The organism is Mycobacterium innocens (genome assembly GCF_900566055.1).
GTDB classification, from domain to species: Bacteria; Actinomycetota; Actinomycetes; order Mycobacteriales; family Mycobacteriaceae; genus Mycobacterium; species Mycobacterium innocens.
Genome location: NZ_UPHQ01000055.1, coordinates 1 through 25,870, shown reverse-complemented (window position 1 = coordinate 25,870; position 25,870 = coordinate 1). Strand labels below are relative to the sequence as shown.

General features: G+C 63.6%; 22 protein-coding genes and 1 pseudogene. 20 read left to right on the top strand and 3 right to left on the bottom strand.

Annotated elements, in window-relative coordinates:
• Positions 1-559: 559 nt before the first annotated feature.
• Positions 560-3,139: a winged helix-turn-helix domain-containing protein gene (locus EET03_RS06940; protein WP_075544514.1), complete on the bottom strand. Its 2,580-nt coding sequence runs from the start codon at positions 3,137-3,139 to the stop codon at positions 560-562.
• A 320-nt stretch (positions 3,140-3,459) separates the two neighbouring features.
• Between EET03_RS06940 and EET03_RS06935 the strand changes: the two genes are divergently transcribed.
• Together EET03_RS06935 and EET03_RS06930 are read left to right on the top strand one after the other, a co-directional pair.
• On the top strand, positions 3,460-4,950 hold the full coding sequence (locus EET03_RS06935; protein WP_075544528.1) for an aldehyde dehydrogenase family protein: 1,491 nt from the start codon (positions 3,460-3,462) through the stop codon (positions 4,948-4,950).
• A 286-nt stretch (positions 4,951-5,236) separates the two neighbouring features.
• Entirely contained in the window at positions 5,237-6,592 is a 1,356-nt protein-coding gene (locus EET03_RS06930; protein ID WP_075544515.1) for an HNH endonuclease signature motif containing protein, read from the top strand.
• A 285-nt stretch (positions 6,593-6,877) separates the two neighbouring features.
• On the opposite strand, the gene EET03_RS06925 is transcribed toward EET03_RS06930, so the two are convergent.
• Positions 6,878-8,533 carry a long-chain fatty acid--CoA ligase gene (locus EET03_RS06925; protein WP_075544529.1) on the bottom strand — a complete coding sequence of 552 codons (1,656 nt, stop codon included), beginning with the start codon at positions 8,531-8,533 and terminating at the stop codon, positions 6,878-6,880.
• Between the two features lie 233 nt (positions 8,534-8,766).
• Between EET03_RS06925 and phaZ the strand changes: the two genes are divergently transcribed.
• The 18 genes and pseudogenes from phaZ to EET03_RS06840 all read left to right on the top strand — a co-directional run bounded on the left by phaZ (position 8,767) and on the right by EET03_RS06840 (position 25,177).
• Complete coding sequence (phaZ, locus tag EET03_RS06920) at positions 8,767-9,594, top strand: poly(3-hydroxyalkanoate) depolymerase (RefSeq protein ID WP_075544516.1); 828 nt, start codon at positions 8,767-8,769, stop codon at positions 9,592-9,594.
• A gap of 166 nt (positions 9,595-9,760) precedes the next feature.
• Entirely contained in the window at positions 9,761-10,582 is an 822-nt protein-coding gene (locus tag EET03_RS06915) for an alpha/beta fold hydrolase (RefSeq protein WP_075544530.1), read from the top strand.
• Between the two features lie 119 nt (positions 10,583-10,701).
• Positions 10,702-11,676, top strand: a complete 975-nt coding sequence (locus EET03_RS06910) for a PDR/VanB family oxidoreductase (RefSeq protein WP_244232264.1) — start codon at positions 10,702-10,704, stop codon at positions 11,674-11,676.
• Positions 11,673-11,930: pseudogene (locus EET03_RS32940) on the top strand (Rieske 2Fe-2S domain-containing protein); the annotation flags it as partial. The gene EET03_RS06910 and the pseudogene EET03_RS32940, both read left to right, overlap by 4 nt.
• Positions 11,931-12,059: 129 nt before the next feature.
• Entirely contained in the window at positions 12,060-12,719 is a 660-nt protein-coding gene (locus EET03_RS31240; protein WP_244232263.1) for a hypothetical protein, read from the top strand.
• Positions 12,716-13,558, top strand: coding sequence for an SDR family oxidoreductase (locus tag EET03_RS06900; protein ID WP_075544519.1), 843 nt, complete (start codon positions 12,716-12,718; stop codon positions 13,556-13,558). The genes EET03_RS31240 and EET03_RS06900 overlap by 4 nt, the downstream gene beginning before the upstream one ends.
• 102 nt (positions 13,559-13,660) lie before the next feature.
• The gene (locus tag EET03_RS06895) at positions 13,661-14,953 is read left to right on the top strand and encodes a cytochrome P450 (protein ID WP_075544520.1); all 1,293 of its coding nucleotides are present in this window, start codon (positions 13,661-13,663) and stop codon (positions 14,951-14,953) included.
• 90 nt (positions 14,954-15,043) lie between these two features.
• Positions 15,044-16,321 (top strand): PucR family transcriptional regulator, encoded by a 1,278-nt coding sequence (locus EET03_RS06890; protein WP_075544521.1) that lies wholly within the window; start codon positions 15,044-15,046, stop codon positions 16,319-16,321.
• A gap of 91 nt (positions 16,322-16,412) precedes the next feature.
• On the top strand, positions 16,413-17,708 hold the full coding sequence (locus EET03_RS06885; RefSeq protein ID WP_075544522.1) for a LuxR C-terminal-related transcriptional regulator: 1,296 nt from the start codon (positions 16,413-16,415) through the stop codon (positions 17,706-17,708).
• Positions 17,709-17,844: 136 nt separating this feature from the next.
• Complete coding sequence (locus EET03_RS06880) at positions 17,845-18,120, top strand: CopG family transcriptional regulator (protein ID WP_244232262.1); 276 nt, start codon at positions 17,845-17,847, stop codon at positions 18,118-18,120.
• Entirely contained in the window at positions 18,110-18,538 is a 429-nt protein-coding gene (locus tag EET03_RS06875) for a TA system VapC family ribonuclease toxin (protein ID WP_075544523.1), read from the top strand. The genes EET03_RS06880 and EET03_RS06875 overlap by 11 nt, the downstream gene beginning before the upstream one ends.
• Positions 18,539-18,863: 325 nt before the next feature.
• The gene (locus tag EET03_RS32635) at positions 18,864-19,130 is read left to right on the top strand and encodes a 4Fe-4S dicluster domain-containing protein (RefSeq protein WP_075544524.1); all 267 of its coding nucleotides are present in this window, start codon (positions 18,864-18,866) and stop codon (positions 19,128-19,130) included.
• Positions 19,123-19,407 (top strand): hypothetical protein, encoded by a 285-nt coding sequence (locus tag EET03_RS32630; protein WP_321182639.1) that lies wholly within the window; start codon positions 19,123-19,125, stop codon positions 19,405-19,407. Before EET03_RS32635 ends, EET03_RS32630 begins: the two co-directional genes overlap by 8 nt.
• Positions 19,408-19,455: 48 nt before the next feature.
• Positions 19,456-22,200 carry an FAD-dependent oxidoreductase gene (locus tag EET03_RS32625; protein ID WP_321182640.1) on the top strand — a complete coding sequence of 915 codons (2,745 nt, stop codon included), beginning with the start codon at positions 19,456-19,458 and terminating at the stop codon, positions 22,198-22,200.
• Between the two features lie 246 nt (positions 22,201-22,446).
• Positions 22,447-22,746, top strand: coding sequence for a hypothetical protein (locus EET03_RS06860; RefSeq protein WP_136625653.1), 300 nt, complete (start codon positions 22,447-22,449; stop codon positions 22,744-22,746).
• 65 nt (positions 22,747-22,811) lie between these two features.
• Entirely contained in the window at positions 22,812-23,915 is a 1,104-nt protein-coding gene (locus tag EET03_RS06855) for a hypothetical protein (RefSeq protein WP_244232261.1), read from the top strand.
• Between the two features lie 10 nt (positions 23,916-23,925).
• Positions 23,926-24,279, top strand: a complete 354-nt coding sequence (locus EET03_RS06850) for a hypothetical protein (RefSeq protein ID WP_075544526.1) — start codon at positions 23,926-23,928, stop codon at positions 24,277-24,279.
• Positions 24,280-24,946: 667 nt separating this feature from the next.
• Positions 24,947-25,177: a DUF4926 domain-containing protein gene (locus EET03_RS06840; protein ID WP_082274850.1), complete on the top strand. Its 231-nt coding sequence runs from the start codon at positions 24,947-24,949 to the stop codon at positions 25,175-25,177.
• On the opposite strand, the gene EET03_RS06835 is transcribed toward EET03_RS06840, so the two are convergent.
• Positions 25,091-25,528, bottom strand: coding sequence for a WXG100 family type VII secretion target (locus EET03_RS06835; RefSeq protein WP_082274851.1), 438 nt, complete (start codon positions 25,526-25,528; stop codon positions 25,091-25,093). The genes EET03_RS06840 and EET03_RS06835 overlap by 87 nt on opposite strands.
• Positions 25,529-25,870 lie beyond the last annotated feature (342 nt).

Here is a 25,870-nt window from a genome sequence, read left to right as displayed (position 1 = left end):
CACCTTGCCGCCTTGGCGGAACGTACGGCGCAGATACACCGATTCGTAGCAACGCTTCTCACCGGAGCCGGTCACGTGAGCCCTGCGCACTTTGGCTACGTGCACCTTCTCGTTACGGCGTGACATATAGGTAATCCTAGCCATCCCGACGAAGAAATCCCGTGAACGACACACTCTATTTTGTCTACATTTCTTGCGGGTCAACAGACTGAACCGCAGCTCACACCCCAGATCCACGCCAAAACCCGGATTAACTTCGGTTTATAGATCGTGACGCCGACGCAGCGGCGAACCTCGCCCGCTGGGCCGAGGCCTATCATATTGACCCTCACCTGGACCTCCGGACCCCAAGCAGCGGGGCCGGGCCACCAAAGCCCGCCGACGGGACGGCGCTGACCTGGGGGCACCTCCCGTCCGCAGGGCAGGGGGACACCCTTCGCGTGCCGGTGAAACCCGCCCGAATGACGCGGGAACCGACGTTCACGCCGCACCAGCGGCCTGAGCCGACGACGCCCGAGAAGGGCGGTGCCGAACATTCACCAGAATTGTTCGACACGCTTTAGACGGTTGAGATCTTAAGCGAAGCCGCCATATTCGACGCCGCCGTACTTGACACGAAATCCTGGACACATTTTGACGCGGGGTCAGATGAACTGAATTCATCTGTTGCCGCGGTGTCCTGCGCGAGGCGAAGCAGCTGCGGTCCCTCGTCGATGAGCAATCGGCTAAATCTAAGCGCGGCGCAGGTTCTCAGCGCCGGCGCTAGGACGCGCTGCGCTTCGTGGGTTTCGCCAGCTATCGAGAGGCAGAGCGCCAATTGGAGCGTGGCGCCAAGGTGTGCACGCGGGCGCTTGCCCTGGTCGACATGACCAAGTTGGGCGCGGGCCCGCTCGCAAGCTGCACTGAGCGCTGAGTGGCTGCCGTCGCGCAGGAGCAGTCGGATTTGTGAGTCTTCCCTGAGTTCGGCTGTCTCGTAGCCGATTCCGTCGAGTGCTTGTGCACTTTGACCCATGACTCGCGCAGCGAGCCCCTCGTCGATCTCTTCGGTCGACATCGCGGCTAATCGGACCCGTTCATAAATGAGGCGAGCTTCGAGTCGTGGTAGTCGCGCTGCTGTCGCGATTTCCAGGCCTTCGGCAATACGGCGGTCTGCGGCGGTCTTGTCGCCGCGCGCCATTTTCAGCCGTGCCCCCGTCCCGAATGTCGCGAACATGATGTCGACGATTCCGCCCTCGGCGCCGAGTTCGTAGGCGTCGTCGAGCAATGCCTCGGCTTCGTCGAGTTGACCGCGTTCGTAGAGAAGCTGCCCCAGCAAGGAGCCGGCGATCTTGGCGATGTAGGTGGGGCGACCGGATGGCAGCAGCGCGATGCGGATGCCTTGTCGCAGGTGCGCTTCGGCGCCGGCGACGTCGAGCTGCTCGTTCGCGGCGATCGCGGCAAGACAGTATCCGTAGGTAACGCTGAGTGCCCCGGATTTTCGCTGATGGAATGGGCGTGCCCACGTCTGCCACCGCAGCGCGTCATCGAAGTCCCATACCCGAAGCGCACAAAATGAGGCGAGATCGGCTGCGCGGCAAAGAATCCAGGGGCGAAGCGTATCGGCCCGGCCCACACATGCCTGAACCACGGCATCGGCGGAGGGGTGGACGCGATCCTGGAAAGCGGCGAGTATCGCGACAATGAGGTCCAATTCGGCGCGCAGGTCGCCGGCTTGATCGCTCGGAACCGAGTCGATGGCGTTCTCAGCCAATCGAAGCGCTTCCAGGACCCCCGCCGAGCGGCTTAGTGCAACGTTCGCCCAGGCAAGGTCTGCCTGCAGCCTGGGGCGCACGTCGGCGTATTGCGCCGGCAACTTGGCCGCAAGCCCGATCAACGTATGCATCTGGTTCTGTTCGTGCAGATCCCCGGCCGCCTGCTCGACAGCGTCGACCGCTTGCCGTGCGTCGCCGGCGAGGAGCAACTGATCGACGGCCTGGCTGAGCATCTGGTGTTCGATGAACCACTGCGCGGCTCGGCGGCGTAGCCCCGGTATGCGGTCAGCCGCGTCACGCTCGAGACGGTGCAACAGGAAGTCGGCGAACAGGTCATGATATTGGAACCACGATCCTTTAGCATCGATCCTGCGCAGGAATAGATTGCGCTTTTCGATCTCTTCGAGGAGGCCCTGGCTGTCCTGGTTATTGGTGAGCGCAGTCGCCAACCCGCTGCAGATCTGTGTGGTGACGCAGGTCGACATCAGGAAATTGAGGAGATCCGGCTCAAGGCTGTTTAAGATGTTGGCCGCCAAATAGTCATCTATTGCTTCGTGTGCTTCATGTCGCCCGGTCAGATTCTCGATGAGCGCGGACGGGTCGGCCTGGTCGCGAAGCGACAAGGACGCCAGTTGCAGGGCGGCGGCCCGTCCGCCGGTGGACTCCTCGAGTTCGGCGACGTTGGCGGGCGTGAGCTTGTGGCCGCGTCGCTTGACCAGCAGCGCCCGGGATTCGTCGATATCGAACTTGAGAAGTGACTCGTCGATTTCTGTGAGCTCCCCCTGGGCCGACAACGCATCGAGCGGAAGGCCATCACGCGTACGACTTGTGACAACCAAATGTAGGTGATGGCAGCCATTCTCAATCAAGTACGCCAATGCGTTCATCGTCTCGCTATTGTCCACCCGATGCCAATCATCGATTACCAGGGCGAGGGTTTGTTTTTCGGAATGTAGGCCATGGAGAAAGGCATAAAGGACATGTTGTTGTACATTTTCCAAATGACCTTCGAATTCTTGCTGGAGCCTGTCAGCAAGTTCTGGGAGGGTACCCCGGACCGCCTTAATCAGGTGAGTGAGAAACCAGACCGCGTTGTTGTCGTCGCTATCTACAGCCAACCATGCGGTTTTCACTTTCTGCTTGGTGAGAGTTTTGACCCACTGCTTGGCGACGGTGCTCTTGCCGTAACCGCCGGGCGCGCGGATCAGGACCAGCTTTGGTCTCGGCCCCGATCCGAGCCGGTCCAGGATTCCTTGCCGCGGCAGGTCTGCGCGCCGCCAGTCGGTGTAAGCGTGGAACCCGGTGATGAGTGCCGCGATGAGCACCGGACTCAGAATCGCCAGGCAGAACCCGATGATCGTGAGGTAGCTGCCGATTACCTCGAACATGGTTGGAATCTCTTTCTCCGCACCGCGGATCGGGTGAGCCTTGTGTCGGCTAGGAAATCGTCGACTGGCTCGTCGCCAAAAGCGGCATGGCCGAAGATATCGCGGTCATCACTTCGATCGCTGCTCCCCGAACGGGGTGCTTTCGTCTCCTTTCCGGATCATTGCCCAGACCGACAGAGCGGGACACAAGCTTGTTTCCGGCAGGTGAGTTACCCGAACCCTCCGTTCGGGCGATAGTGCTTCGCGGTGCCCCCCTGTTGACTTGATCCCGACTTGAAATCGGAGGCGTCAACGTGGCAACGGACATCAAGCACTATCAAATGTTCATCAACGGAAAGCATGTCGACTCGGACGAGTTGGACGAGATCCGCGACCCGGCGACCGAGGAAGTGTATGCCACGATAGCCCGGGGAACGGCCGCGCACGCCGACGCCGCCGTGACTGCGGCGCGCGCGGCATTCGAGTCGGGCTCGTGGTCGCGCCTGAGCCCTGCCGCCCGATCGAAGGTGATGACGGAGATCGCCGAGCGCCTAGGCAGTGAGATCGAGGACCTCGTCGAGCTGGAGATCCACGGCAACGGCGCCACGGTGCGGCAGGCGATGGGTTTCCATGTCGGCTATGCGGCGCCGCACTTCTCGTACTTCGCCGAGCTTGCTGCCTCTTACCAGTGGGAGCGGCAGGTGCCGACGCCCGCCATTCCGACGCTGTCGACGAACGTGATCCGCCATGAGCCTCTCGGTGTCTGCGCCACGATCGTGCCCTGGAATTTCCCTCTGCTGCTGGGCATTTGGAAGATCGGCCCAGCGCTGGCGGCCGGCAACTCGGTGGTCATCAAGCCCGACGAAAAGACTCCGTTGACGCTGCTGCGTCTGTGCGAGATTGCCCACGAATGCGGGGTGCCCGACGGTGTCATCAATCTTGTCACCGGCCCCGGCGCGGAAGTAGGGGCCAGGTTGGCCGAACATCCTGACGTCGACAAGGTGGCGTTCACCGGGTCGACACCGGTCGGCCGCGAAATCATGCGCCTGGCATCGGGAACCGTGAAGAAGGTTTCCCTCGAGCTCGGCGGCAAGGGTGCGCAGCTGCTGCTCGACGACGCCGACCTCGACGTCGCCATCGACGGGGCATTGTTCGGCTGCATGTTGTACTCCGGCCAGATCTGCGAATCGGGCACCCGTTTGCTTGTATCGGACAAGATGTATGACCTCGTCGTGGACCGCCTCGTCGACCGCGCGTCGGCGCTCAAGCTCGGGGATACCAATGACTTCAATACCGATGTGGGACCGGTCATTTCCGCCAGACAGCGCGACAGGGTGCTGGCATTCCTGGACAGCGCGAGGCAGAGCGGCGCCAAGGTCGTTCTCGGTGGTGGCGCGCCGCTGGGAGAGCGGTTCACGAAGGGCTACTGGATCGAGCCGACAATCCTCGCCGAAGTCAGCAATGATATGGAAGTCGCGCGGGAGGAGATCTTTGGGCCGGTCCTGTGCGTCCTGCGCTACACCGATGAAGCCGACGCGATCCGGCAGGCCAACGATTCTCAGTACGGCTTGAGCGCCGGGGTGTGGAGTACCGACTATGAACGAGCGCTCGAAGTCGCATCGCAGCTACGCGCCGGCACAGTGTGGATCAACAACTGGCACCAGATCGATCCGGCACTGCCGTTTGGCGGTTATAAGCAAAGCGGTTTGGGCCGCGAGCTCGGGCCGCACGCGCTGGACGAGTACACCGAGACCAAGCATGTGCATATCGATCTCACGCAGAAAGTCGAGCGCCACATCTTCGGCGCGCTGCTGTCAGAACCACGCGCGTAGCAGACGCCGCCGGTTCTTGTCGTAGTTCGGCGCGGCAGGCTTGGTCTTTGGGCCGCGGATTCATCCGGCAAGTGCGTTGGCCACGCTGGTGCGCGGTGCCGGTGACTGCGCGCCGGACGCCGCGGACATTGATGCCGCGGTTTGCGGAGCGCCGTCCCAGCCGTCACTTCAGTAACGCGAGCTGGGCGGCACTCGGTCGTGAAACGCGATATCGCCAGCGATATCAACAGGTTTGGGCCTCCGCGCCGATCAGAACGTGTCGGTGCCCCCTCGTAGAATCCGGGGTATGTCAGCGAGCACGCGTGAGGAGATCGTGGCGGTCCTCGATGCGTCTGACGACACCCAGGACCAGTTGTGCGGGTTGACGTTTGATGCGCTGACCACTCCGGAGCTGCTGCGGGTGATGGAGCGCCTGGAACGCCGGGAACGCCGCTCACGATCGGTGCGCCACGCGCTAATCAACCAACTGTGCGCCCAGGCCGGCGAAGAAGAACTCGGCGGCAAACTCCCCGCGGCATTGGCCGATCGGCTGCGGATCACCAAAGCCGAAGCCAACCGCTGGATCGCCGAGGCCGAGGACCTCGGTGAGCGCCGCGCGCTGACCGGGGAACCGTTGGCGCCCAAGCTCACCGCGACCGCCGCCGCCCAGCGCGACGGCCTGATCGGGGACGCGCACATCCGGGTGATCCGTGACTTTGTTGCCCATCTGCCCGCCGCCGTCGACGCCGGCACCCGCGAGGCCGCCGAAAACGATCTGGCCGGCAAAGCCTGCGACTTTCGCCCCGACCAGGTCGCCAAATACGCCCATGAGTTGATGGCGCTGCTGCACCCCGACGGCGACTACACCGAGGAGGAACGCGCCCGCAAACGCGGCCTGGTAATGGGTCGGCAGGACTACGACGGGATGTCGCGCCTCAGCGGCCTGATCACCCCTGAATTACGAGCGTTGATCGAAGCCGCCTGGGCCAAACTGGCCGCCCCCGGCGCGTGCCATCCCGACGACGACACCCCGGTGTTCGACCCCGACGACGACGTGGCCCGCCGCGACACCCGCAGCCAACCCCAACGCCAGCATGACGCGCTGATCGCCGGCCTGCGCGCGCTGTTTGCCTCCGGGGACTTGGGCACCCACAACGGGCTACCGGTGTCCATTATCGTCACGACGACGTTGAAGGATTTGGAGGCCGGGGCGGGTAAGGCCCGTACCGGCGGGGGCACCCGGGTGCCGCTGGCGCAGGTGATCCGTTGGGCCGCGACGTCGCATCACTATCTCGCGGTGTTCGATCAGGCCAAGCCCTTGGCGCTGTTTCACACGCAACGCTTCGCGAACCTGGCGCAGCGAATGATGTTGCTGGCCAAACACGGTGGTTGCACCAAGCCGGGTTGCGACGCGCCCGCCTACCACTCCCAGGCGCATCACATCAGCGGCTGGACGAACACCCACTACACCGACATCGGCGACCTCACCCTGGCCTGCGGCCCGGATAACCGCCTCGCCGAAAAAGGCTGGACGACCCGCATCAACGCCCACGGCGACACCGAATGGCTCCCACCGGCCCACCTCGATCACGGCCAACCGCGGGTCAACACCTTCCATCACCCCGAGAAACTCTTCCCACCCGACGACGACGAACCCGATTGACTTCAGGGGTCGGTCAGCCTTCGGGCACCTCCGGCGGCGAATTCGCATGCGTGCACAACGACTTCGAGCAAGCCCAACCGCCGGGCCTTGTTGTGTGCGATCCCCGCACGCGTCCACCCCATACTCTGTCGGCCGGCGGCAGGGCGCCGCAGTGCGCCGTACTCGTCGGGATCAGCCTGACCCCGACGAACTTACGGGCGCGACCACTTAGCTTAGCGACGCGCGACAGCAAGCCGTCAGCGGCGTGGCGCGTAAGCAATCACGTTGAGCCGCAAAGCTGTCCGATCAAGTCTTGGTGGAATCCTTGGCGACGACCGGCTGCCGGCCGGGTAGCTGCCCGTCGGACAGCAGTTTGCGCAGCTCCTTCTTGTTGAACTTGCCGACGCTGGTTTTAGGCATGTCAACGATATAGGCGTACTCGTCGGGGAGCTGCCACTTGGCGAACTGGGCCTTGAGGTGATCGTTGAGCGCTTCAGGCGTTGCGCACTCGGCGGCGTCGACCACTACGCACGGCAATGGTCGCTCGGTCCAGCGCTCGTCAGGCTTCGCGATCACGGCAGCCTCGAGCACCGCCGGGTGCGACATCAGCGCGTTCTCCATCTCTATCGACGAAATCCATTCGCCGCCAGACTTGATGACGTCCTTGGCGCGGTCGGTGATTTGGATATATCCCAAGGCGTCGATCGTTGCGACGTCTCCGGTGCACAACCAGCCGTCATGGAATTTCTCCAGCCCCGCCTGCTGGTCGAGGTAGTAGCCAGACGCGATCCATGGGCCCGCGAGCTCGAGCTCGCCCGCCTGCTCGCCGTCCCATGGCAGCTCGTTTCCGGATGGGTCGACGATCCGGGCCTCGACAAGCGGGGTGATGCGTCCCGTCTTCGATCGATAGCGCCAGAGCTCCTCGCCCGTCGCACCGGCCGGTGCTTCGGCAATCGCTACCAGCGGACTGGTTTCGGTCATGCCGAATCCCTGGATGAGCGGCGTGCTGAACGCCTCTTCAAATCGTTCCATCAGCGATCTCGGCACAGCCGCTCCGCCGCACACGACGCGCCGCAGTGTCGACAGTGCCTCCGGGTTGTCGTCAGCCTTGCGCAGCACGTCGCTCCAGATTGTCGGCACGGCAGCGGCGAACGTCACACGCTCGGATTCGATCAGCTTCGTCAATGGGTCGGCCTGCAGAAAACGGTTCGGCATGATCAGCGGTGCGCCAATCATCCCGCAGGTATACGGCAGGCCCCATGCGTTGGCGTGGAACATCGGAACGACCGGCAGGACACGATCGCTCGAACGCACGTCGAGGGTGTCCGTCAGGCACTCGGCCATGGCGTGCAGCACCGTGGAGCGGTGTCCGTAGAGCACGCCCTTCGGGTTGCCGGTGGTCCCACTCGTGTAGCAAAGGCTGGCCGCAGCGAGGCCGTCGAGCTCGGGGTAGTCATAGCCGTCAGGCTGGTCGGCGATCAGCTCCTCGTACCGGTAGACGTTGGGAAGGCTTCCACTGCTGCCGTCGCCGATCACAATGAACCGCTCGACGCCGCCGATCTCGGGAAGGACCTTTTCGAGCTGCGGAACAAGCGAATCGTCGACGATGACCACACGGTCCTTCGCGTGGTTGACGATGTAGGCGAGCTGCTCGTCGGAGAGTCGGATGTTCAGCGTGTGCAAGACGGCACCCATGCAGGGCACCGCAAGATAAGCCTCCAAGTGCTGCTGGGTATTCCACGCGAACGTTGCCACCCGGTCGCCGGGCCGCACACCGAAACCATGCAGCGCGTTGGCGAGCCTGTCGGCCCTGCGAACCACGTCGCCGTAAGTGGTTCGAGTGGTGTTCCCGTCGGCATCGAGCAGCGTGACGACTTCGATGTGGGAATTCATGGTGCGCATGCGCCGCATGACGTGCAGGAGAGTGATCTCGAACTCGTTTTGGACTAGCGATTCCAACATTTCTTCTCCTCCGGACACAGCGAAGATGCGCATCCACGCCAATCAACGCTATGAACCACCTTGCTTGTGGGCGATCTCCCATCCGTAGGAACTGCCTCCCCCGGCCGGGTCTTCAGCCCCAAAGTGGCCACCCCGGGCGGGTAACGTCCGCGCCACGCGACCTGTTCGTGCGGGAACGACCGAGACCCCGGTCGTATCGGCCGAATGCCAAACGCCGCTAACAGAGGAGATCAATGAGTACACCAGGCGCACGTCAGGAGCAGGAGTTGGAGACGCGGTTTGTTGACGTCGCCGGCCACCGAGTGCGGGTCGCGGTACGAGAAGGCGACGGGTGCCGTCCCCCCCTACTGCTGTGCAACGGGCTCGGGGTGAGACTCGAGGGACTCCAGCCGTTCGTCGACGCCCTGCGGCCGCAGACGGGTGTGATTCGCTTCGACGTCCCAGGGATCGGGGAGTCGCCGACCCCGGTGCTGCCGTATCGGATGTGGGGAATCGCGCGGCTGACAAGCCATTTGCTCGACGTCCTCGAGGTTGCCCAGGTGGACGTGCTCGGCGTCTCCTGGGGAGGGGCGCTGGCACAGCAGTTCGCGTTCCAACATCGTCAGCGCTGCCGCAGGCTGATCCTGGTCAGTACCGCACTGGGTGTGTTGGGAGGTATACCCGGCCGCCCGCGGGTGATCCCGGAAATGCTGTCCCGCCGGCGTTTCGACGACCCCGAACATGCCCGGCGGATCGCGCCGAAGATCTATGGCGGCAAGGCTCGTTCGGAAAAGCAGTCAATTCCCATCTTCACGCACATGCGCAATGACCGGCGCGGTCTGTTCTATCAGCAGCTCTCAGCGCTGGGCTGGACCAGCCTTCCCTTTGCCCCTTTGATTCGCCAGCCGACGCTGATCCTGACCGGGGACGACGACCCGGTCATTCCGCCGGTGAACGGCAGGATGCTGCGCCAGGCGCTGCTGAACTCTGAGCTCAGAATCTTTCACGACGGTCACCTGGGACTGGTGACGAGCGCCGACGAGCTCGCCCCTGTCGTCGAGGAATTCCTTGATCGGCAGTAGCGCGCAATAGTCGCGTTCGGGGTATAGCGGTGCATCTTCGACGGCCAGCCCGATCCCGCTGCGAGGAAGCAGCGCGCTGAATGACGTGTACGTGCCAACCCGAACTCCCGACCGACCGACCGGTCGCAATGACCGGATACCGCAACCCACCGTAGGGAGAAAAATGATGAATTCCGCTCGCGGCCAAGAAGAGCCGGACTTCTCGACGAGCTTCGTCGACGTCGACGGCCGTCGGCTACGGGTCGCCGTCCGCGACGGCGACGGTAGCCGCCCGCCGTTGCTGCTGTGCAACGGTCTCGGGGTGAGCCTGGAGGGACTCCAACCCTTCGTCGATGCCCTGCGGCCCCAGACCGGCGTGATCCGCTTCGACGTCCCAGGGGTAGGCAAGTCCGAAACACCTTCGCGGCCGTACCGCATGCGCGTGCCGGCGAGGTTGACGAGCCACCTGCTCGATGCGCTGCAGGTGCCGATCGTCGACGTGCTCGGCGTCTCGTGGGGAGGAGCGCTGGCACAGCAGTTCGCGTTTCGATACGGTCACCGGTGCCGCCGGCTGATCGTGGTCAGTAGCACTCTGGGCCCCCCCATACCAGGGCGGCTGGGCGTCGTACGCGAGATGCTTACCCGGCGCCGCTTCGACGATCCCACCCACGCCCGTGAGGTTGCGCCCACGATTTATGGCGGCAAGGCCGGGACGGGATCCCCGACATTTGCCATCTTCGAGCACATGCACAACGATCGGCGCGGTCTGTTCTACCAGCAGCTCGCGGCGCTGGGTTGGACAAGCGTTCCGTTCGCCCGGTTGATCCGGCAGCCGACGCTGATCCTGACCGGGGACGATGACCCGATCATTCCACCGGTGAACGGAAGACTCATGCGCGCACTACTTCCCAACGCGGAGTTGCACGTCTTCCACGATGGTCATCTCGGGCTTGTGACGAGTGCCGACGAGCTGGCTCCCCTCGTCGAGGACTTCCTCGATCGAGCCTAACCCGCGAATACTCCCATTCGGGGTATAACGGTCCATCCTCCGACGGCTTGTTGCGCGACGCCGCACGCCGCACGCTTCGATGACAGGCGGTTAACAGTGATCGTGTCAAAGGAGTTCGGGTGAGCCAAGTTCCGCAGATGCAGGAGCGCACGGTCGAACTGATCGTCGCCGAACGCGAAGAACTCGCCGACGACGTAGTTGGCCTGGTGCTCGAAGAGCCGTCCGGTGGCGACCTGCCGGACTGGAACCCCGGCGCGCACATCGATTTGATATTGACCGACTCGCTGGTGCGACAGTACTCGTTGTGTTCGAGCCCGCTCGACCGACGGCGATGGAAGGTGGGCGTCCTGCTCGATCCGAACGGCCGCGGCGGATCCAAGCACGTTCATCACGAACTGCACCGGGGTTGCCGGATCCAAGTCCGCGGTCCGCGCAACCATTTCCCTTTCCAACGGGCGAATCGATACCAGTTCATCGCCGGAGGCATCGGCATCACCCCGATGCTGCCGATGATCGAGGCGGCGGAAGCGGACGGAGCTGACTGGCACCTGCTGTATGGCGGGCGACAGCGATCATCGATGGCCTTCGTGGATGAACTCTCGAAATACGGTGAGCGGGTGACGATCTGGCCCCTGAACGAGCAGGGTATGCCCGACCTTGCCAGCGTCCTCGGCAGCCCGCGTGACGACACCCTGGTGTACTGCTGCGGGCCCGAAGGCTTACTCAGCGCCGTCGAACAGTTCTGCCAGTCCTGGCCGAAATACGCGCTGCACATCGAACGATTCGCGGCCAAGCCAGATGCGCACACGCCGTCCGAAGAAGCCCTCGACAACTTCCAGGTCGTATGCCAGCGCTCCGGCATCACCGTCGACGTCGGGCCTGGCGAATCAATCCTCGCGGCGATCAAGGCGAAAGGGGTCAGCATGCTGGCGTCGTGTATGGAGGGCATCTGCGGTACGTGCGAGGTGGCCGTGCTGGAAGGCAGCCCCGATCACCGCGATTCGGTGCTCGACGATGACGAAAAGGCCGAGAACGATTGCATGATGATTTGCGTGTCGCGGTCGCTATCGGAAAAGCTGGTGCTCGACATATGACCGCGAACTACCCCCGGGACTGCTGGTACGTGGCGGCCGTCAGTGACGAGATCGGCACAGCGCCTCTTGGCCGCCGGCTGTTGGATCGTCGTGTTGTGCTCTACCGGCAAGAGTCAGGCGAGATCGTTGCGCTCGCCGACCAGTGCGGTCACCGCGGTTATCCGCTTTCCAAGGGACATGTCAAGGGCGACAACATCGAATGTGGCTACCACGGGTTCCAGTACGATCCGACCGGCGCTTGCGTGGAGGTTCCGTCGCAGCCCCGCCCGCCGTACGGAGCTTGCGTTGCGCGTTATCCCGTCCGTGAAGTTGCTCCGTTCGTGTGGATTTGGCTCGGCGCGCCCGGGCGCTCAGAAGGCCGGCCGGTGCCCGCGCTGCCATGGTTGACCGGGCAGGATTGGGCTTCGTCGGGCACGTCACTTCGCGTGAACGCCAACTACATGCTGGTGCACGAGCACTATCTCGACCTGACGCACATCCCGTGGGTGCACCCACAGGAGACGCCGCCGACCATCGGCTCGGTGGCGCCCCTCGACGAAATCGAGGTGTCCGAGACGTCGGTGACGTTCTCCCGCAAGATGCCTGTGGCGCCGTTGGCCGACTGGGAAGCGGCGGCGACGGGCTTACCGCGTGATCGCGATTACCACCGCCGGCATTACGGCACGTTCATCTCGCCCGCCGTGCTGGTGGAAGGGTGGGATCTCTTTGGCGCCGACGGCCAGACTTTCGGGCAGGTCCGAATCCAAGCCGTGACGCCTGAAACGCCTTGGAGCACCCATCTTTTCTGGCAGTTCGCGCGCAACTACAGGCTCGACGACGAGCAGGTCGGACAGGGGTTACACGCCGTCTTCGAGCGGGTCATGCGGGTCGACGTCGGCGTCGTCGAGACGATCGGAGACACCGTGGGTTATGCAGGCGCCGCGAATGGATTCCGTGTGTCGGCTGACGCGGGAGTCCTGAAAGTGCGCCGCATCGTCGAGTTGATGCTCGCACAGGAACGCCAGTACCGCGCCCCCACCGCCGGTATGCCGGCGCAGGCATGAAAGCGATCAGCAGCTACCTGTCACCGGAACTGCTCAGTGGCACATCCGCTTTCATCACCGGTGGTGGCAGCGGCATCAACCTCGGCATAGCGCGCTGCTTCGCACAGGTGGGCGCCGACATCGCGATCTGTGGCCGCACCCGCGAGCGCCTGGAGGCGGCCGCCGAAGAACTCGGTGAACTCGGGGCAACAGTGTCGATATCGGTGGCCGACGTCCGCGACATGGATGCGATGTCAGCCGCATTTATCAAAGCGCGCAACGATATTGGGCCTATATCCACCGTGGTATGCGGGGCCGCCGGCAACTTTTTGGCTCCCGCGGAGAAGATGTCCAGCAATGGATTCCGAACCGTCATCGACATCGACCTGCTCGGCTCGTTTCACGCGGCGCATGCGGCATTCGATCAACTCAAGGAAACACGCGGCAGCCTGCTGTTCATCTCGGCGGGTCAGTCGGACGCGCCGTATCTGTATCAGGCACACGTCGGCGCCGCCAAGGCGGCGATCGACAGCCTAGTGCGACACCTCGCCCTGGAGTGGGGCCCGCACGGCATCCGTAGCAACGCCATCGTTCCCGGTCCGATCGAGGGTACGGAAGGAATGAAACGGCTGGCCGCGCAGGTTGGCCGCCAGGCCTGGACCGACGGCATCGCGTTGGGCCGGTTTGGCGCGGCCGAAGAGGTCGGAGCCATGGCGGTGGTGTTGGCATCGCCGCTGGCGTCGTTCGTGACGGGCGCGCGCATCGTGGTGGACGGTGGACTGGCGTTGTCCGGGTCGGGCATCTTCAACCACGCGCTCGCGGTGGCGTCGGCAGACCGCACGCCGGCAGGTGATCGATGATGTCGCGTTGTGCGCCTATCCCCACCAGGCACCCCCAACGAGAGATGTGCTTCCGCCGTGTGCCGGATCGTCAGGCGAATCGGCCGGTGGCAACCTGCTTTCATGACCAGAATTGCCGAACACCCCCTGATGATCACGGACCCCGAATTGGACCTAGCCGCCAGGTCGTTCTGGGAACAGGACTTCGAGCAGCGGGATAAGGCCTTCGCGCGATTGCGCACGGAGCGGCCCGTCTCCTATAGCCGGCCGTACGAGTCGACATTGCTGCCACCGGATGAGAACACGCCCGGATTCTGGTCGGTCACCAAAGCCGCGGATTGTCGCCACGTTTCCCGCACCAAGGAGCTGTTCTGCTCTGGCCTAGGCGTGTTGATGGAGGACATGCCCATAGATGCCATCAGGGCCACGGCGTCGTTTCTGGTGATGGATGGCGAGGACCATCGCAGGCTGCGCGGCCTGATTCAGCAGGCCTTCACCGTGCGCAACATCCGGAAATTGGCTGACTGGGTTGCCCAAACCGCACGGGAGCGCTTGGACGAGATCATTGACCGCGGCGAGGGCGACTTCGCCGATCTGTACGCGAAGTACGTCCCCGGCCGGATCTTCGCTCACTTCTTCGGCGTCGAACGCGACAGCGAAGAGCAACACATCATCATGGAGGCGGCCGAGCGGATGCTGGCGTGGGACGACCCGCGGATGGCGCTGGGTCGTGATGCCCTGACCACGCACGTAGAGGAAGCCATGCGCATTCAGGCTATCGCGCTCGCGCAGGCTAAGAAGTGCCGCAAGAATCCGAAGGACGATCTCATGAGCTGGGTCGCCAACGCGGAGTTCGAGGGCAAGAAGCTCGACGACCAAGAAATAATGTCGTTTTTCTCGCTGCTGGGTTCGGCCGCCAACGACACCACCCGCCACACCATCGCACACGCGGTGCGGCTGTTCGCGCAGCACCCGGACCAGCGCGATCTGCTGGTTGAGGACCTTCCCGCCCGGGTGGGCACTGCTGTGGAGGAGGTCGTGCGCTACAGCAGTCCGGTCATGCATTTCCGGCGCACCGCCACGGCGGACACGACGATCGGCGACGCCGAGATCAAAAAGGGCGAGCACGTCGTGATGTGGTACTGCTCGGCGAACCGCGATGCTGAGGCGTTCGAGAATCCGGGCAAGTTCGACATCCTTCGCAACCCGAACGATCACCTTGGCTTCGGCGGCGGCGGCCCGCATTTCTGCCTCGGCAATACCCTTGCGCGTCAGATGCTCAGCGCGGTCCTCACCGAAATCTACACGCGCATACCCGATATCACGCTGGCTGGCGAGCCCGAGTTCCAGATCAACAATTTCATCCACGGCGTGCACTCGCTGCCGGCGCGCTGGACGCCTCCAACCCGTCGCTGACCATAACCAGGAGCAACCGCGCGGCTTTCGGGCTGTCGGGGAGCGCAAAAATGCTACTGTCACCCTTGTCTATGCGATCTAGGGGCGTAATTGGCTCAGGACCTCGTACACGTCGCCGCTCAGGAGGCCGCCGCGGTCGCGGCATCGATTGACGTGGCCGAGCTAGCCGAGCGCATCGGCCTGCGCGCGGTGGCGGTGGTCGCAGAACTGCACCAGCCCGAAGACAAGGACCTCGAGCAGTTGACGGTCGAGGCCGCGTTGCCCAACGTGCAGGCGGTCCTGCGCGGATTCGCTACGTGCGAGTCGCCGGCCTTGGCACAGGCCCCGGAGGTGACCCTCAACTGGGTATCCACCTTGGCGCAGCGAGGCATCAGCGTCGCGGCGATTCCGCGCTGCTATGTGATCGGGTTGGGCATGTGCGACGCGGCAATACGTGAGGCGGTGCAGCGGCTGGATGCTCCCGAAAAGGTGAAGTGGCAGTTGGCCAATTCCGCCTCACGGTACCTGTACGGATTCTGCGAAAAGGTCTCCGGCGACCTCGTCGATTACTACCAGCGGGAACGCGAGCTTTGGGTACGAAGCGCCGACTCCGTTCGCGCGGAACTGGTCCACGCGGTCGTGGCGGGACGTCCAGTTGATCTGCATGCGACGAGCGCGGCGCTCGCATACAACCTGGAACGACGACACGTCGCCCTGATGGTTTGGGCTGATCCCCGCTCACAACACAAACCTGCGCTGCAGGCATTGAAAGGTGCCGCCGCCGCGGTCGCGCACAAACTCTTGGGCGTCGAGCTACTGGTTGTTCCGGCGGGCCCGTCAATGGTATGGGCTTGGACGGGCGGCCCGAACGTGACCGATTCCCCGCCCGGCGCATTGTCGGTCGACGCGCCGCTTCTCGCCTCGGTCGGGGGAATCGGCGACGGGCTGAACGGGTTCATCCAGTCCCATCGCCAGGCGCGTGACGGCCGCCGCGCGAGCGGTGTGTTTTCCCACCCGTCGGGCACCGTCGCCCGCTACCACGACACGGTGCTGAGCGCTCTGCTGACCCAGGATCTGTCGGCCGCGGGGCAGTTCGTCAAAGCAGAGCTTGGCGAGCTGAGTTTGAACACTGAGCGCAGCCGTAGGCTTCGTGCGACACTTGTCGCCTTCTTCGAGGAGGGGATGAGCTGGTCGAAGACTGCCGAACGGCTGGGCGTGCATCAAAACACCGTGATGTACCGCGTCGAACAGGCGAAGGACCTGCTCGGCCGTTCGCTAAGCGACCGCCGACTCGAGCTTGAGGTGGCGTTACGCTTGGCTGATGCCAGTGCCAACCTCAGCCCCGGCGGGCTGGCCAGCGCGGGCCAGTCCGACACGCAAACGTCGTAGCGCCGCCCTGTGGCCGGCTTCCAGTGCCCTGCGTGAGATTTGGAAGCGGCTTCCATGTTGAAGGGGCGCACGTCGCCGTAGCTTTGGCCACATGAGTACCGCCACCTTAAATCCACCCGGCACCGCCGATTTCTGGCCCCGATCCGGTGAAAACGTGCTGCGTTTTCCGGAAGTTTGTTCCATCCGCGTTGCCGACGCTGGGGATTGGTCTCTCGTCGGCGAGCCCCTGCGCGATCAGCCATTGAGGGACCGGGTGGTCTCCGCGCTGCACGAGGTCGCCACGCTACCGGGATTCGACAACGTCGGCGCACTCGACGACGACCGCAACTTCATGAGCATTCAAGCGGCCCTGAAGTCGGCCTACGACCGCCTCGCCGAAGTCGCCACCACCAACTCGACAATGATCGCGTTGCTCACCGAAATCTGCCATCTGCAAGTGGAGGTCGCCCAAGCCCAAGGTAGGCAGAAGCAGGACCGTTACGCTGCCACCCGCTCCGCACTGTCGCGATTGCATGGTGTCGACTCGATCGAGCAAATGCTCGAGCGTGCGCCGGCCGAGCTGTGTCGGTGCGGCTTTGACCGCGCCATCGTTTCGCGCGTCGAGGAGTCGACGTGGCGGGTGGAAAGCGTCCATGTCAAGGCCGACGCCGAGTGGGCCAGCGAAATCGCCCGGGTGGGGCGCGCCCATCCGATGCACATCGACCACACGCTCATTGAAAGCGAAATCATGCGTCGCCGTGCTCCGGTGCTCGTCCGAGACGCGCAACATGCTCGCCGCACCAATGCCGCGATCGGGCAAGCGTCGCTGTCGCGATCCTATGTCGCCGCGCCGATCATGCCCGACGGACGGATCATCGGCTTGCTGCACGCCGACTGCTACGTCAGCCGCCGGCACGTCGATGACGAGGACTTGGCGGTGCTGTGGATGTTCGCCGAGGCGTTCGGCTACGCATTCCAGCGCACGGCGCTCAGCGAGCGATTACGCTCGGCGCGCAACGAGATTCAACGGATGGTGCGTGGCATCGCGACCGCCGCCGATGACCTGTGCACGGCCCGGACCGAGCTCGGCCGCCCGCAGCCACAGACTGATGGCGTCACCGCGCCACCCCCCATCGCCGCATCACTGGCCGCCAATTCCGGCATCGAGTCGCTGCTATCACGCCGTGAAATCGAAGTCGTGGCGCTGATGTCCCAAGGCAAGAGCAACGGTGCGATCGCAACGCATCTGGCGATCTCCGAGGGCACCGTCAAGACGCACGTCAAGCACATTCTGCGAAAGTTGAAGGCATCCAATCGAGCTGAAGCGGTGTTTCGGTACATGCGGTTGAGCGCCGTGCATGGATCCGTACCGCCAGTACAGGGACGCCTATCAACCGTCGCGCGCTAGTTGTTCGAGCTCACCGACGCGCTGCTGTACGCCGACGGGCCGGTGGTCTCGCTGCCCGAGCTGGCGCTACCCCACACGTGTCACCAGCTGACGCCTCGGCGACTCCTGAGCACCGATGTATTCGCGAGGCACGGCCATGCCGACAGTGATGCATCATGATGCGGTCGCCGCTATTATCGGATCCGTGCGGACAACAGTGGTGATTGACAGCGACGTCGCCGCTGAGATCGAGCGCCTTCGCCGCGAGGGGATGGGCCTAAGCGAGGCCCTGAATCTGCTGGCGCGCAGAGGGATGAGCCGGGGGGCCCCACCCAAGTCGGTCGTGTACAAGCATCGGACCTCGCGTATCGGCCTGAAAGTAGACGTCACGAACGTCGCCGACGTGCTCGATCTGCTCGACGATGATCGTTGACGCGAATTTGCTGCTGTATGCCGTCGACGAGAGCAGCGCCCATAACGTCGCCGCCGCGTCCTGGTTAGAAGCAGTGCTTGGCGGCGATAGCCGAGTCGGCTTGCCCTGGCAGACAATCGGTGCGTTCCTGCGAATCGCTACCCATCCAAGAGTCGCAGAGAATCCGTTGTCCGGCCCCGCCGCTTTAAGATACGTAGCGGAGTGGCTCGCCGTCCCAGTGGTGTGGATCCCACCCGCGACCGAGACCACAGCGCGGGTCTATGCGAGACTGTGCGAACAAGTCGAGATCACGGGCAATCTCGTGCCAGATGCCCAACTAGCCGCGCTCGCGGTCGAACACGGGGTCGAATTAGCCTCTGCCGACACAGATTTCATGCGTTTCCCCGGACTTCGCTGGATGAACCCGCTGAGCGCATAGCTGCCCGCCGGATGAGCGGGTCAGCGGAACAACACTTTTCGATTGGCTGCCCGGCAAATATTTGGGCTCAGATAGCACCGGTGACCCGCTCAACTCGTCGGAGTCGCTGTCACCTGCACATCACCCTGCTCCACTCGGTGTTCGATCAGCCCGACAGGGAATCCGTTGCAGCGCAGTGCACCACATATTTTTCTCGTCCAACGTTGGCAGGCGTCACCGACAGCAGCCGATTTGGGTTGGCAGGTAACCCGTTTGAGAGATCGACCCTCACCAGGCCAGGCGGTCTACTGGAGGAAATCTGCCCTCAAGCAGCGACGAGGTAGTCATGGCTTTCGTGATAGCAGCACCATGTGTGGCTGATTATTCATGCCTGGAAAGTTGTCCGGTCGGGTGTATCCACCCCGCTCCCGACGATCCGGAATTCGATCGGGCCGAACAGCTCTATATCGACCCCGCTTCATGTATCGATTGCGCGGCCTGTGTTGAGGCGTGCCCGGTCGACGCCGTGTTCGACGCCGCACAACTCCCCGAACGGTGGCGCCACTACGTGGACGTCAATCGGGACTACTTCGGAGCTGATGCACGTGGCTAGTACAGCGAGGCTTCGGGTCGCCGTGGTGGGGGCGGGACCGGCGGGCGTCTATGCCGCCAGGCACCTGCTCGGGGTCGACGGCGGCACCTATGTCGCCGGGCGCACTGCGCCGTTGACCGACCGCGCGGTCGAGGTCGACCTGTTCGAACGGCTGCCGACTCCGTATGGACTGGTTCGAGCCGGTGTGGCTCCGGATCACCCGGAGAAGAAGTTGATGGGCCAGCTGTTCGATGCTATTGCTAGGCGTCCGGAATTCAGGTTTTTCGGCAATGTCTAGATTGGCCGCGACGTCACCGTCGAGGAGCTGTCCGCATGGTACGACGCGGTGGTCTACGCGGTCGGTGCCGCCAGCGACTGCGCTCTCGGCATCCCTGGCGAGGATTTGCCGGGTAGCGTAGCGGCGCGTCAGTTTGTCGGCTGGTACAACGGCCATCCCGATCACGCCGACCTCGCCGTCGACCTCGGCAGCGAGCGCGCGGTGATCATCGGCAACGGCAATGTCGCTCTCGACGTAGCGCGGGTGCTGTGCCTGCACCCAGAAGAGTTGCGGCACAACGACATAGCTCCACACGCCCTAGCGGCGTTGGAAGACAGTCGAATTCGAGAAGTCGTCGTCATGGGCCGTCGGAGTCACCTTCATGCCGCATTCGCCAACGCCGAGCTGGAGGAACTCGGCCGACTCGACGACGTCGAGGTCGCCGTGGATGCGGGCGAGTTGGCGCTCGCCGAGCACACGCACGGCCATGGGCCAGTCCGGCGCAAGCACGACCTCCTGGTCCAGTACGCGGCCAACCGTCGTCCGAACGCACGCCGACGGATAGCACTGCGCTTCCTGCGCACGCCGACAGAGGTCCTGGGAACCGACAAGGTCGAGGGCTTGCGTTGGACGCGGACGAAGGCCCAGCCCGCCGCCACGGACGTCATCCCGACGGGCCTGCTGATCAGGTCCATCGGCTATCGGGGAAATCCCTTGCCGGGGTTGCCGTTCGACGACACTCACGGCGTCATCGAGCACTTCGATGGCCGCGTGGTACGGCGCCCGGGGAGCTACGTCACGGGATGGATCAAACGCGGACCCACAGGCGTGATCGGGACCAATAAGAAGTGCGCCCGCGACACCGTGCGGGCACTCCTGGACGACGCCGATGCCGGTCGGCTGTCCACCGACCGCTCACTCGATCGTCCCGCGGTTGCTGCGCGGCTACGGCAGCGTAGCCGAGACGTTGTGGATCTGACCGGGTGGAACTCGATCGATCTCACCGAACGCCGAGCCGGCCACGCCGAGGGGCGCCCGCGTCACAAGCTCACGCGGGTGCCAGAGCTGGTCGCGGCCGCGCAGGACACCCGCTCCGGCGGTCCTCGCCGCTACGACGTCATCGTGGTCGGATCGGGACTGGGTGGCTTGTCCAGCGCGGCGTGTCTTGCGGCGTCGGGCAAGTCTGTTCTGGTGCTCGAGCAGCATGAGATTCTCGGCGGATGCTCTCAGGTGTTTCGACGTAAGGGCAAGTGGGAGTTCGATTGTGGCGTTCACTACGTCGGCGGGTGCGTGCCCGGTTCGGATGGCCTTATTCCGACGGTTCTTCGGGGCTTGGGAGTCGAGGACCGCATCGAGTGGTCTCGGTTGGATGACGACGGGATGGACACCGTCGTGCTGCCCGAACACACCTTCCGGGTGCCGACCAACTGGGACGGATTCGCCCAGAACCTCGCCGAAACCTTTCCGGCGGACGCCACCGGGCTCCGCAGCTGCGTCGCGGAACTGCGCGTCATCGGTGAGGGCGCCGACCGCATCAACGACGTCCCACACTCGGTGCGGGTCGTACTACCTCTGGCCCGACGCCCGCGCGAGTTGGCCGCCATCGTGCGGGCACTGGAGCAGCCGATCGGCCGCCTGTTCGACCGCCACCGGCTCGGCCCGCATGCCCGCGCCGCTCTGCTGTCGTTGATCCATCTGCACAACACGCCGCCGTCGCGGACGCCGGCGTTGCTGGTGGCGGTGCTCTTGCGGCACTACTTCAAGGCCGGCGCGTACTTCCCCACCCAGGGCGGTCAGGTGCTCGCCGCCAACCTCGTCGAGGTGATCCTCGGACATGGCGGAACGGTGCGCACGAAGGCACGAGTGCGCTCGATCGACGTCGAAGGGGGCCGGGTTACCGGTGTCACCTTGACCGACGGCGAGACCATTCGCGCCGACGTCGTGATCAGCAACGCCGATGCCCATCGCACCTTCCAGGACCTCATCGCGCCTGAGCATCTGCGCCGCCGCACACGTGAACGAATCCGGAACTTCCGCCGCCCCCATTCGATTTTCTCCACCTACATCGCCGCCAATATCGACATCTCCGCAACGCGGCCGGCGACGAACTACATCCTCCATGACCGCTACGACTTCCAGACGACCTACGACATGCTCGACGCGGGACAGTGGGATCCTCAGGGCTGGTTGGCGATCAGCTCGCCGACGCTGAAAACCGGTGGCCGTCGACACTTCGGAGCGGCCGGTCACAGCAGTATCGAAGCCTTCATGGCCGTCCCCGCGGAATACGAGTTCTGGGGCGGTGGTGATCCCATGAAGGGCACTGACTACAAGTGGTCGCCCACCTACATCGAGCGCAAGGCGGAAATCGAGGAGACCGTCATGGAGCGGGTTCTGGACACGCTGCCGGAACTGAATGGTCATGTGGTGTGGCAGGAATCGGCCACGCCGCTGACCCATGAACGCTTCACGCTGTCGCGAATGCCGTACGGACCCGAGCTGGCCAAGGACCAGATCGGACCCGGGCGCCGGCTGTCGGCGCGCACCGAGATCGACGGCCTGTTTCTGGCGGGAGCATCGACGGTGTACCTCTACGGCATCGCGTTCACCCTGCGCGGCGGTGTCGGCACCGCGTCGCACATTCTCGGACGCGACCTGCTCAAAGCCTTCCGGGCCGGCGAGGTCATCAGCGATCCTGCCGCGCTGCCGGCACACGGCCCCGACTGGGATCCGTTCGACGTCTGTCGTAGTCACGCGCTCAAGGGAAGCCGACGGGAGAACCAGCTGATAGCGTCGACGCTCACCGGGGCATAGCGCGGCGCTTCGGGCACGGCGACTCGTATCGGTAACTCAGTCGGGCACAGCGGGTCTCGAGGCGGGGAGCGGCCGAAACGGCGTTACGGGATGAGGCCATCCTGGTCGTCAACCTTTGGGGTACCGCGTTTGTTGGCGGATCGCGGTTTGCGCCGCGGGCCGGGATTGACGACCAATAAATTGTCGAGAGCTGATCCTCAAGCGGCTAGAGTTCAGCATCATCGCGTTCGAGTGTAGGGAGCTTGCGTGGCAGGTTGCAGCAAGAGAGTGGATGTGGTTGCGGTGGCGTTGCGGGCCGCGTCGGAGATCATCGGCGGGCATGCCGAGCGCGTGGCGTCTTCGGTGGGCAGTGTGGGTGGGTCGGCGGAGTCCTCTGGGGCGGCCGCCGCGGCGATGCACGCCGCGTGGGGTGAGTATTGCGGCGTGTTCGGCGCTCGCCTGTCCGCGGCGTCGGCGGCATTGACCGTGGCGTCCGGGGCGTTTGTTGCCATGGATGAGGTCAATAGTGCTGCATTGACGTTGGTCGCGCCGGTTCAGGCGCTTTAACCGGTGTGGCCGCTATGGGGCCACTGACACGGTCGCGGGTAGAGGCGTTTGACCAGACTGCCGACATGTTGACCGAGGCTGCGGCGCAGTGGCGGGCGCGCGCGGCAGTGGTGGAGCGCGCCGCACACGCCTATGTCGAGCAGATGACCAATCCCGACGGGACCGCATGGGAAGGGCAGGCCGCCGGATCGGCCGCGCAGATGGCCCACTCCGACAATTTGGCGGTGTTGCCTGCTGTCGACCATGCGCACCAAATGGCTGATATTGCACACCGGGGCGGTGAGACTCTGCGCGGGGCGCGTGCGGAGGCTTTGGAAGCCATCGCTGATGCCGAGGACAGCGGCTTCGTTGTGGGTGAAGACTTGTCGGTCACCGACACGCGCTCCGCGGACTCGCCCGCGCAGCGGCTTGCCCGTCAACAACAAGCAGAGATCCATCGCAGCTTCATCGCGCACCGCGTCGCTCGGCTGGACGCCGCCAACGAGAGCATCGCCACCAAGCTGCAAACCGGCGCCGCGCGGCTGGTAGGCATGGCGCCCGCAGGGTGGCACCAGCCCGTCACCGAGTTGGTCCGGCCTGTCCCCGCAAAGCCTGCGCGCCCGGTTGACAGCCGGGCCACCATCCGCGCCGTCGACAACCATTGGAAGCAAGACCCGCAACTACCCGCGCCGGTCGACCCGAAAGACATGACCGCGCCCGCGGCGCGCGCCGCTTGGGAGGCCGTCAACGCCGAAATGGCTGCCTACAACGCCCGATGCGGACGCACCTTCGTGTTGCCCAACGAACAGGCCGCCTACAACGCCTGCCTCGCAGACCGCGGACCCCTCCTCGAGCGACAAGCCGCGATCAGAGCACGCTTGCGGGACTTGGGCATCCAGGTAGAAGGCGAGCCCCCGCCCGCCCCCGATCCGGCAGGCCCACAACCGAACCGAGGGTTGCCTCCGAACGGCATTTCCCCTCCTACGGAAGGGAACCCGGAGGTGGGACCGGCCAGTCGCCCTAGCGAAAAGCCCCTCGGCGGCCAGAGCCTCTGGGACGAAAACGGTGGCGAATGGCGCTACTTTCCTGGAGATCGATGGCACAATGCGCATTGGGATTATAATCCTCATGATACCCCGAACTCTCGGTGGAAAAACATTCCTATCGGAGATCTCCCACCTAACAAATGATTGGAGCAGAATGGCCGTCTTTCGCGTGAAAGCCGATAGCTACTTTGGCGACGAAGCCATTCTAGCTTATGCGGATCGTGCGGGAATGCGCATGTTTAATTCGGCTGTGATCTCAGCGCAAAAAAACGGCCAAGCGAGTTTCGAGATCGATGGAATTGAGCATCAAGTAATCCGGCAGAAAAATGCGGCCGATATCGAGCAGAGGTCGCGAACCGTAGTGTGGCGACTCGACGATGCAAAACTAGTGGAACTCCTTGATCTAATAGAACCCCTGATTGATGCTGAGGGCCCTGGTCATCAATACTTAGATATAAATAGCCCAGCTTCAACACTCACCTTATCCGTTGACGAGTACATCGCATAACAGCTGATATCGTGAGGGCGGCGAGCAAAAGAGACTGTCCCGCCACATTCGACGCCCGCGGATGCAGTAATGGCCGCGGTCACCGAAGTTGTTGCAGCGGTGCTGATTCCTTTCACCGCTGGAGCCAGTGAAGCGGTGTCGAAGGTGGTCGATGTCAGTAGGCTGGCCGCCGCCGGGGCTCGCATCGCCGAAATCGTCCGGGCTTTCCGAGCGGCGGCCGAGTTGTCGGCCCTGCCTACTGCAAGTGCGATCGGTGCTGCCGCTCGGTCGATATCCGAGCTGGGACCACTTCTCGCCGCGCGCGCGAGGGTCTTCGCAGCCGAGACGGCGAGCCCTGGTGGCGCTGCCGCAATCGACGAGGCGGGGGCCGTCAGGCTTTCACATGAAAGTGTCATTGACAAGCTCGACAGGTACTTACTTGATCCAGACCACCCGGTGGGGGCCCCAAGGCGAAATGGTTCGAGCAGGCGTTAGGTTTCACCCGCCAGAATGAATCCGACCTTGCCAGGCAGATCGTTATTAACGATAGCAAAGCTGTACAAACGGGTGTGACACAATATGGGATAAAATACAATCAAGTAATCTCAATCACGGGAGCGAATGAAAAGATTATTGACGTAACATTTGCATGGATACGCGGCAATGACGGAGTCGTGCGTTTGATGACATGAAACCCAAAGAACACGATGTAGTCCAATTGCGGCGGCCACTGTTGGAGTACAACCTTCCGGCCGGTTCAAGGGGGGCGGTCGTGTTGGACTATACGAAGTCTTCACAGGGCGACCTGCCCCCTGCTTACGAAGTGGAATTCTCAGACGCCCACGGTATCACCCAAGCCTTGGTCACAGTTCGCGAAGAGGACCTGGAGGTCGTCTGGCGTCCAGATCCGGATAAGTAGCCGTCCGCCCCGACTCGGCTTTTGTGTTCTCCTGCCTTGGTTCTGGTGGCTGCTCAAGATATTCGATTCCGCTTTTACCGCGATGGTCTCGTGGTCGAGCATGAGGTCCAGCGAACGTAGCAACCGCTGCGAGTGCTCAGACAAGATGGCCGCGACGGCTGTTGCACCCTGGTGCCACTCTTCCCAAGGCGGCTGGAAGGCCGATGCCGCAATACCAGGCCAGGACGCTGACAATGCGCGCCAATCATCGGTGATACTGTCTAATTCCGCTTTCAGATCATCACTTTGATTCGCAAGAATTTGCGCGGCTGATGCCATCGCTTCCAACCTCATGGTCAGCTCACCAGCCACGAAACCGCCTATCGGTCACTTTGGCACCATGCAAGCGAAATCGGGCGTTTCATGCAAGTCACCCATTCCATCCAGTGATCCGCACTTTGAGGCTGTCATAGGAGTACTTCGGCGAACGCGGCTTGCGCGGCCGGGTTGCGACCGGCACCCGGCGGCCGCTTCGCTGCCGTAGTCAGCCGGCGGCCGGCATTATCACCATCCCGTCACCTTGATGCGTGTGATCACCTGAGTTGGCCCCAGTTGGGTCGGTTTTCTTCATGAATTTTGGCTCCATCTGGGGCGGTGATCCGCTGCGCGGTGGGGTCAGCGTGTCGTCACGAATATTGGGCCCCACCCGGGATG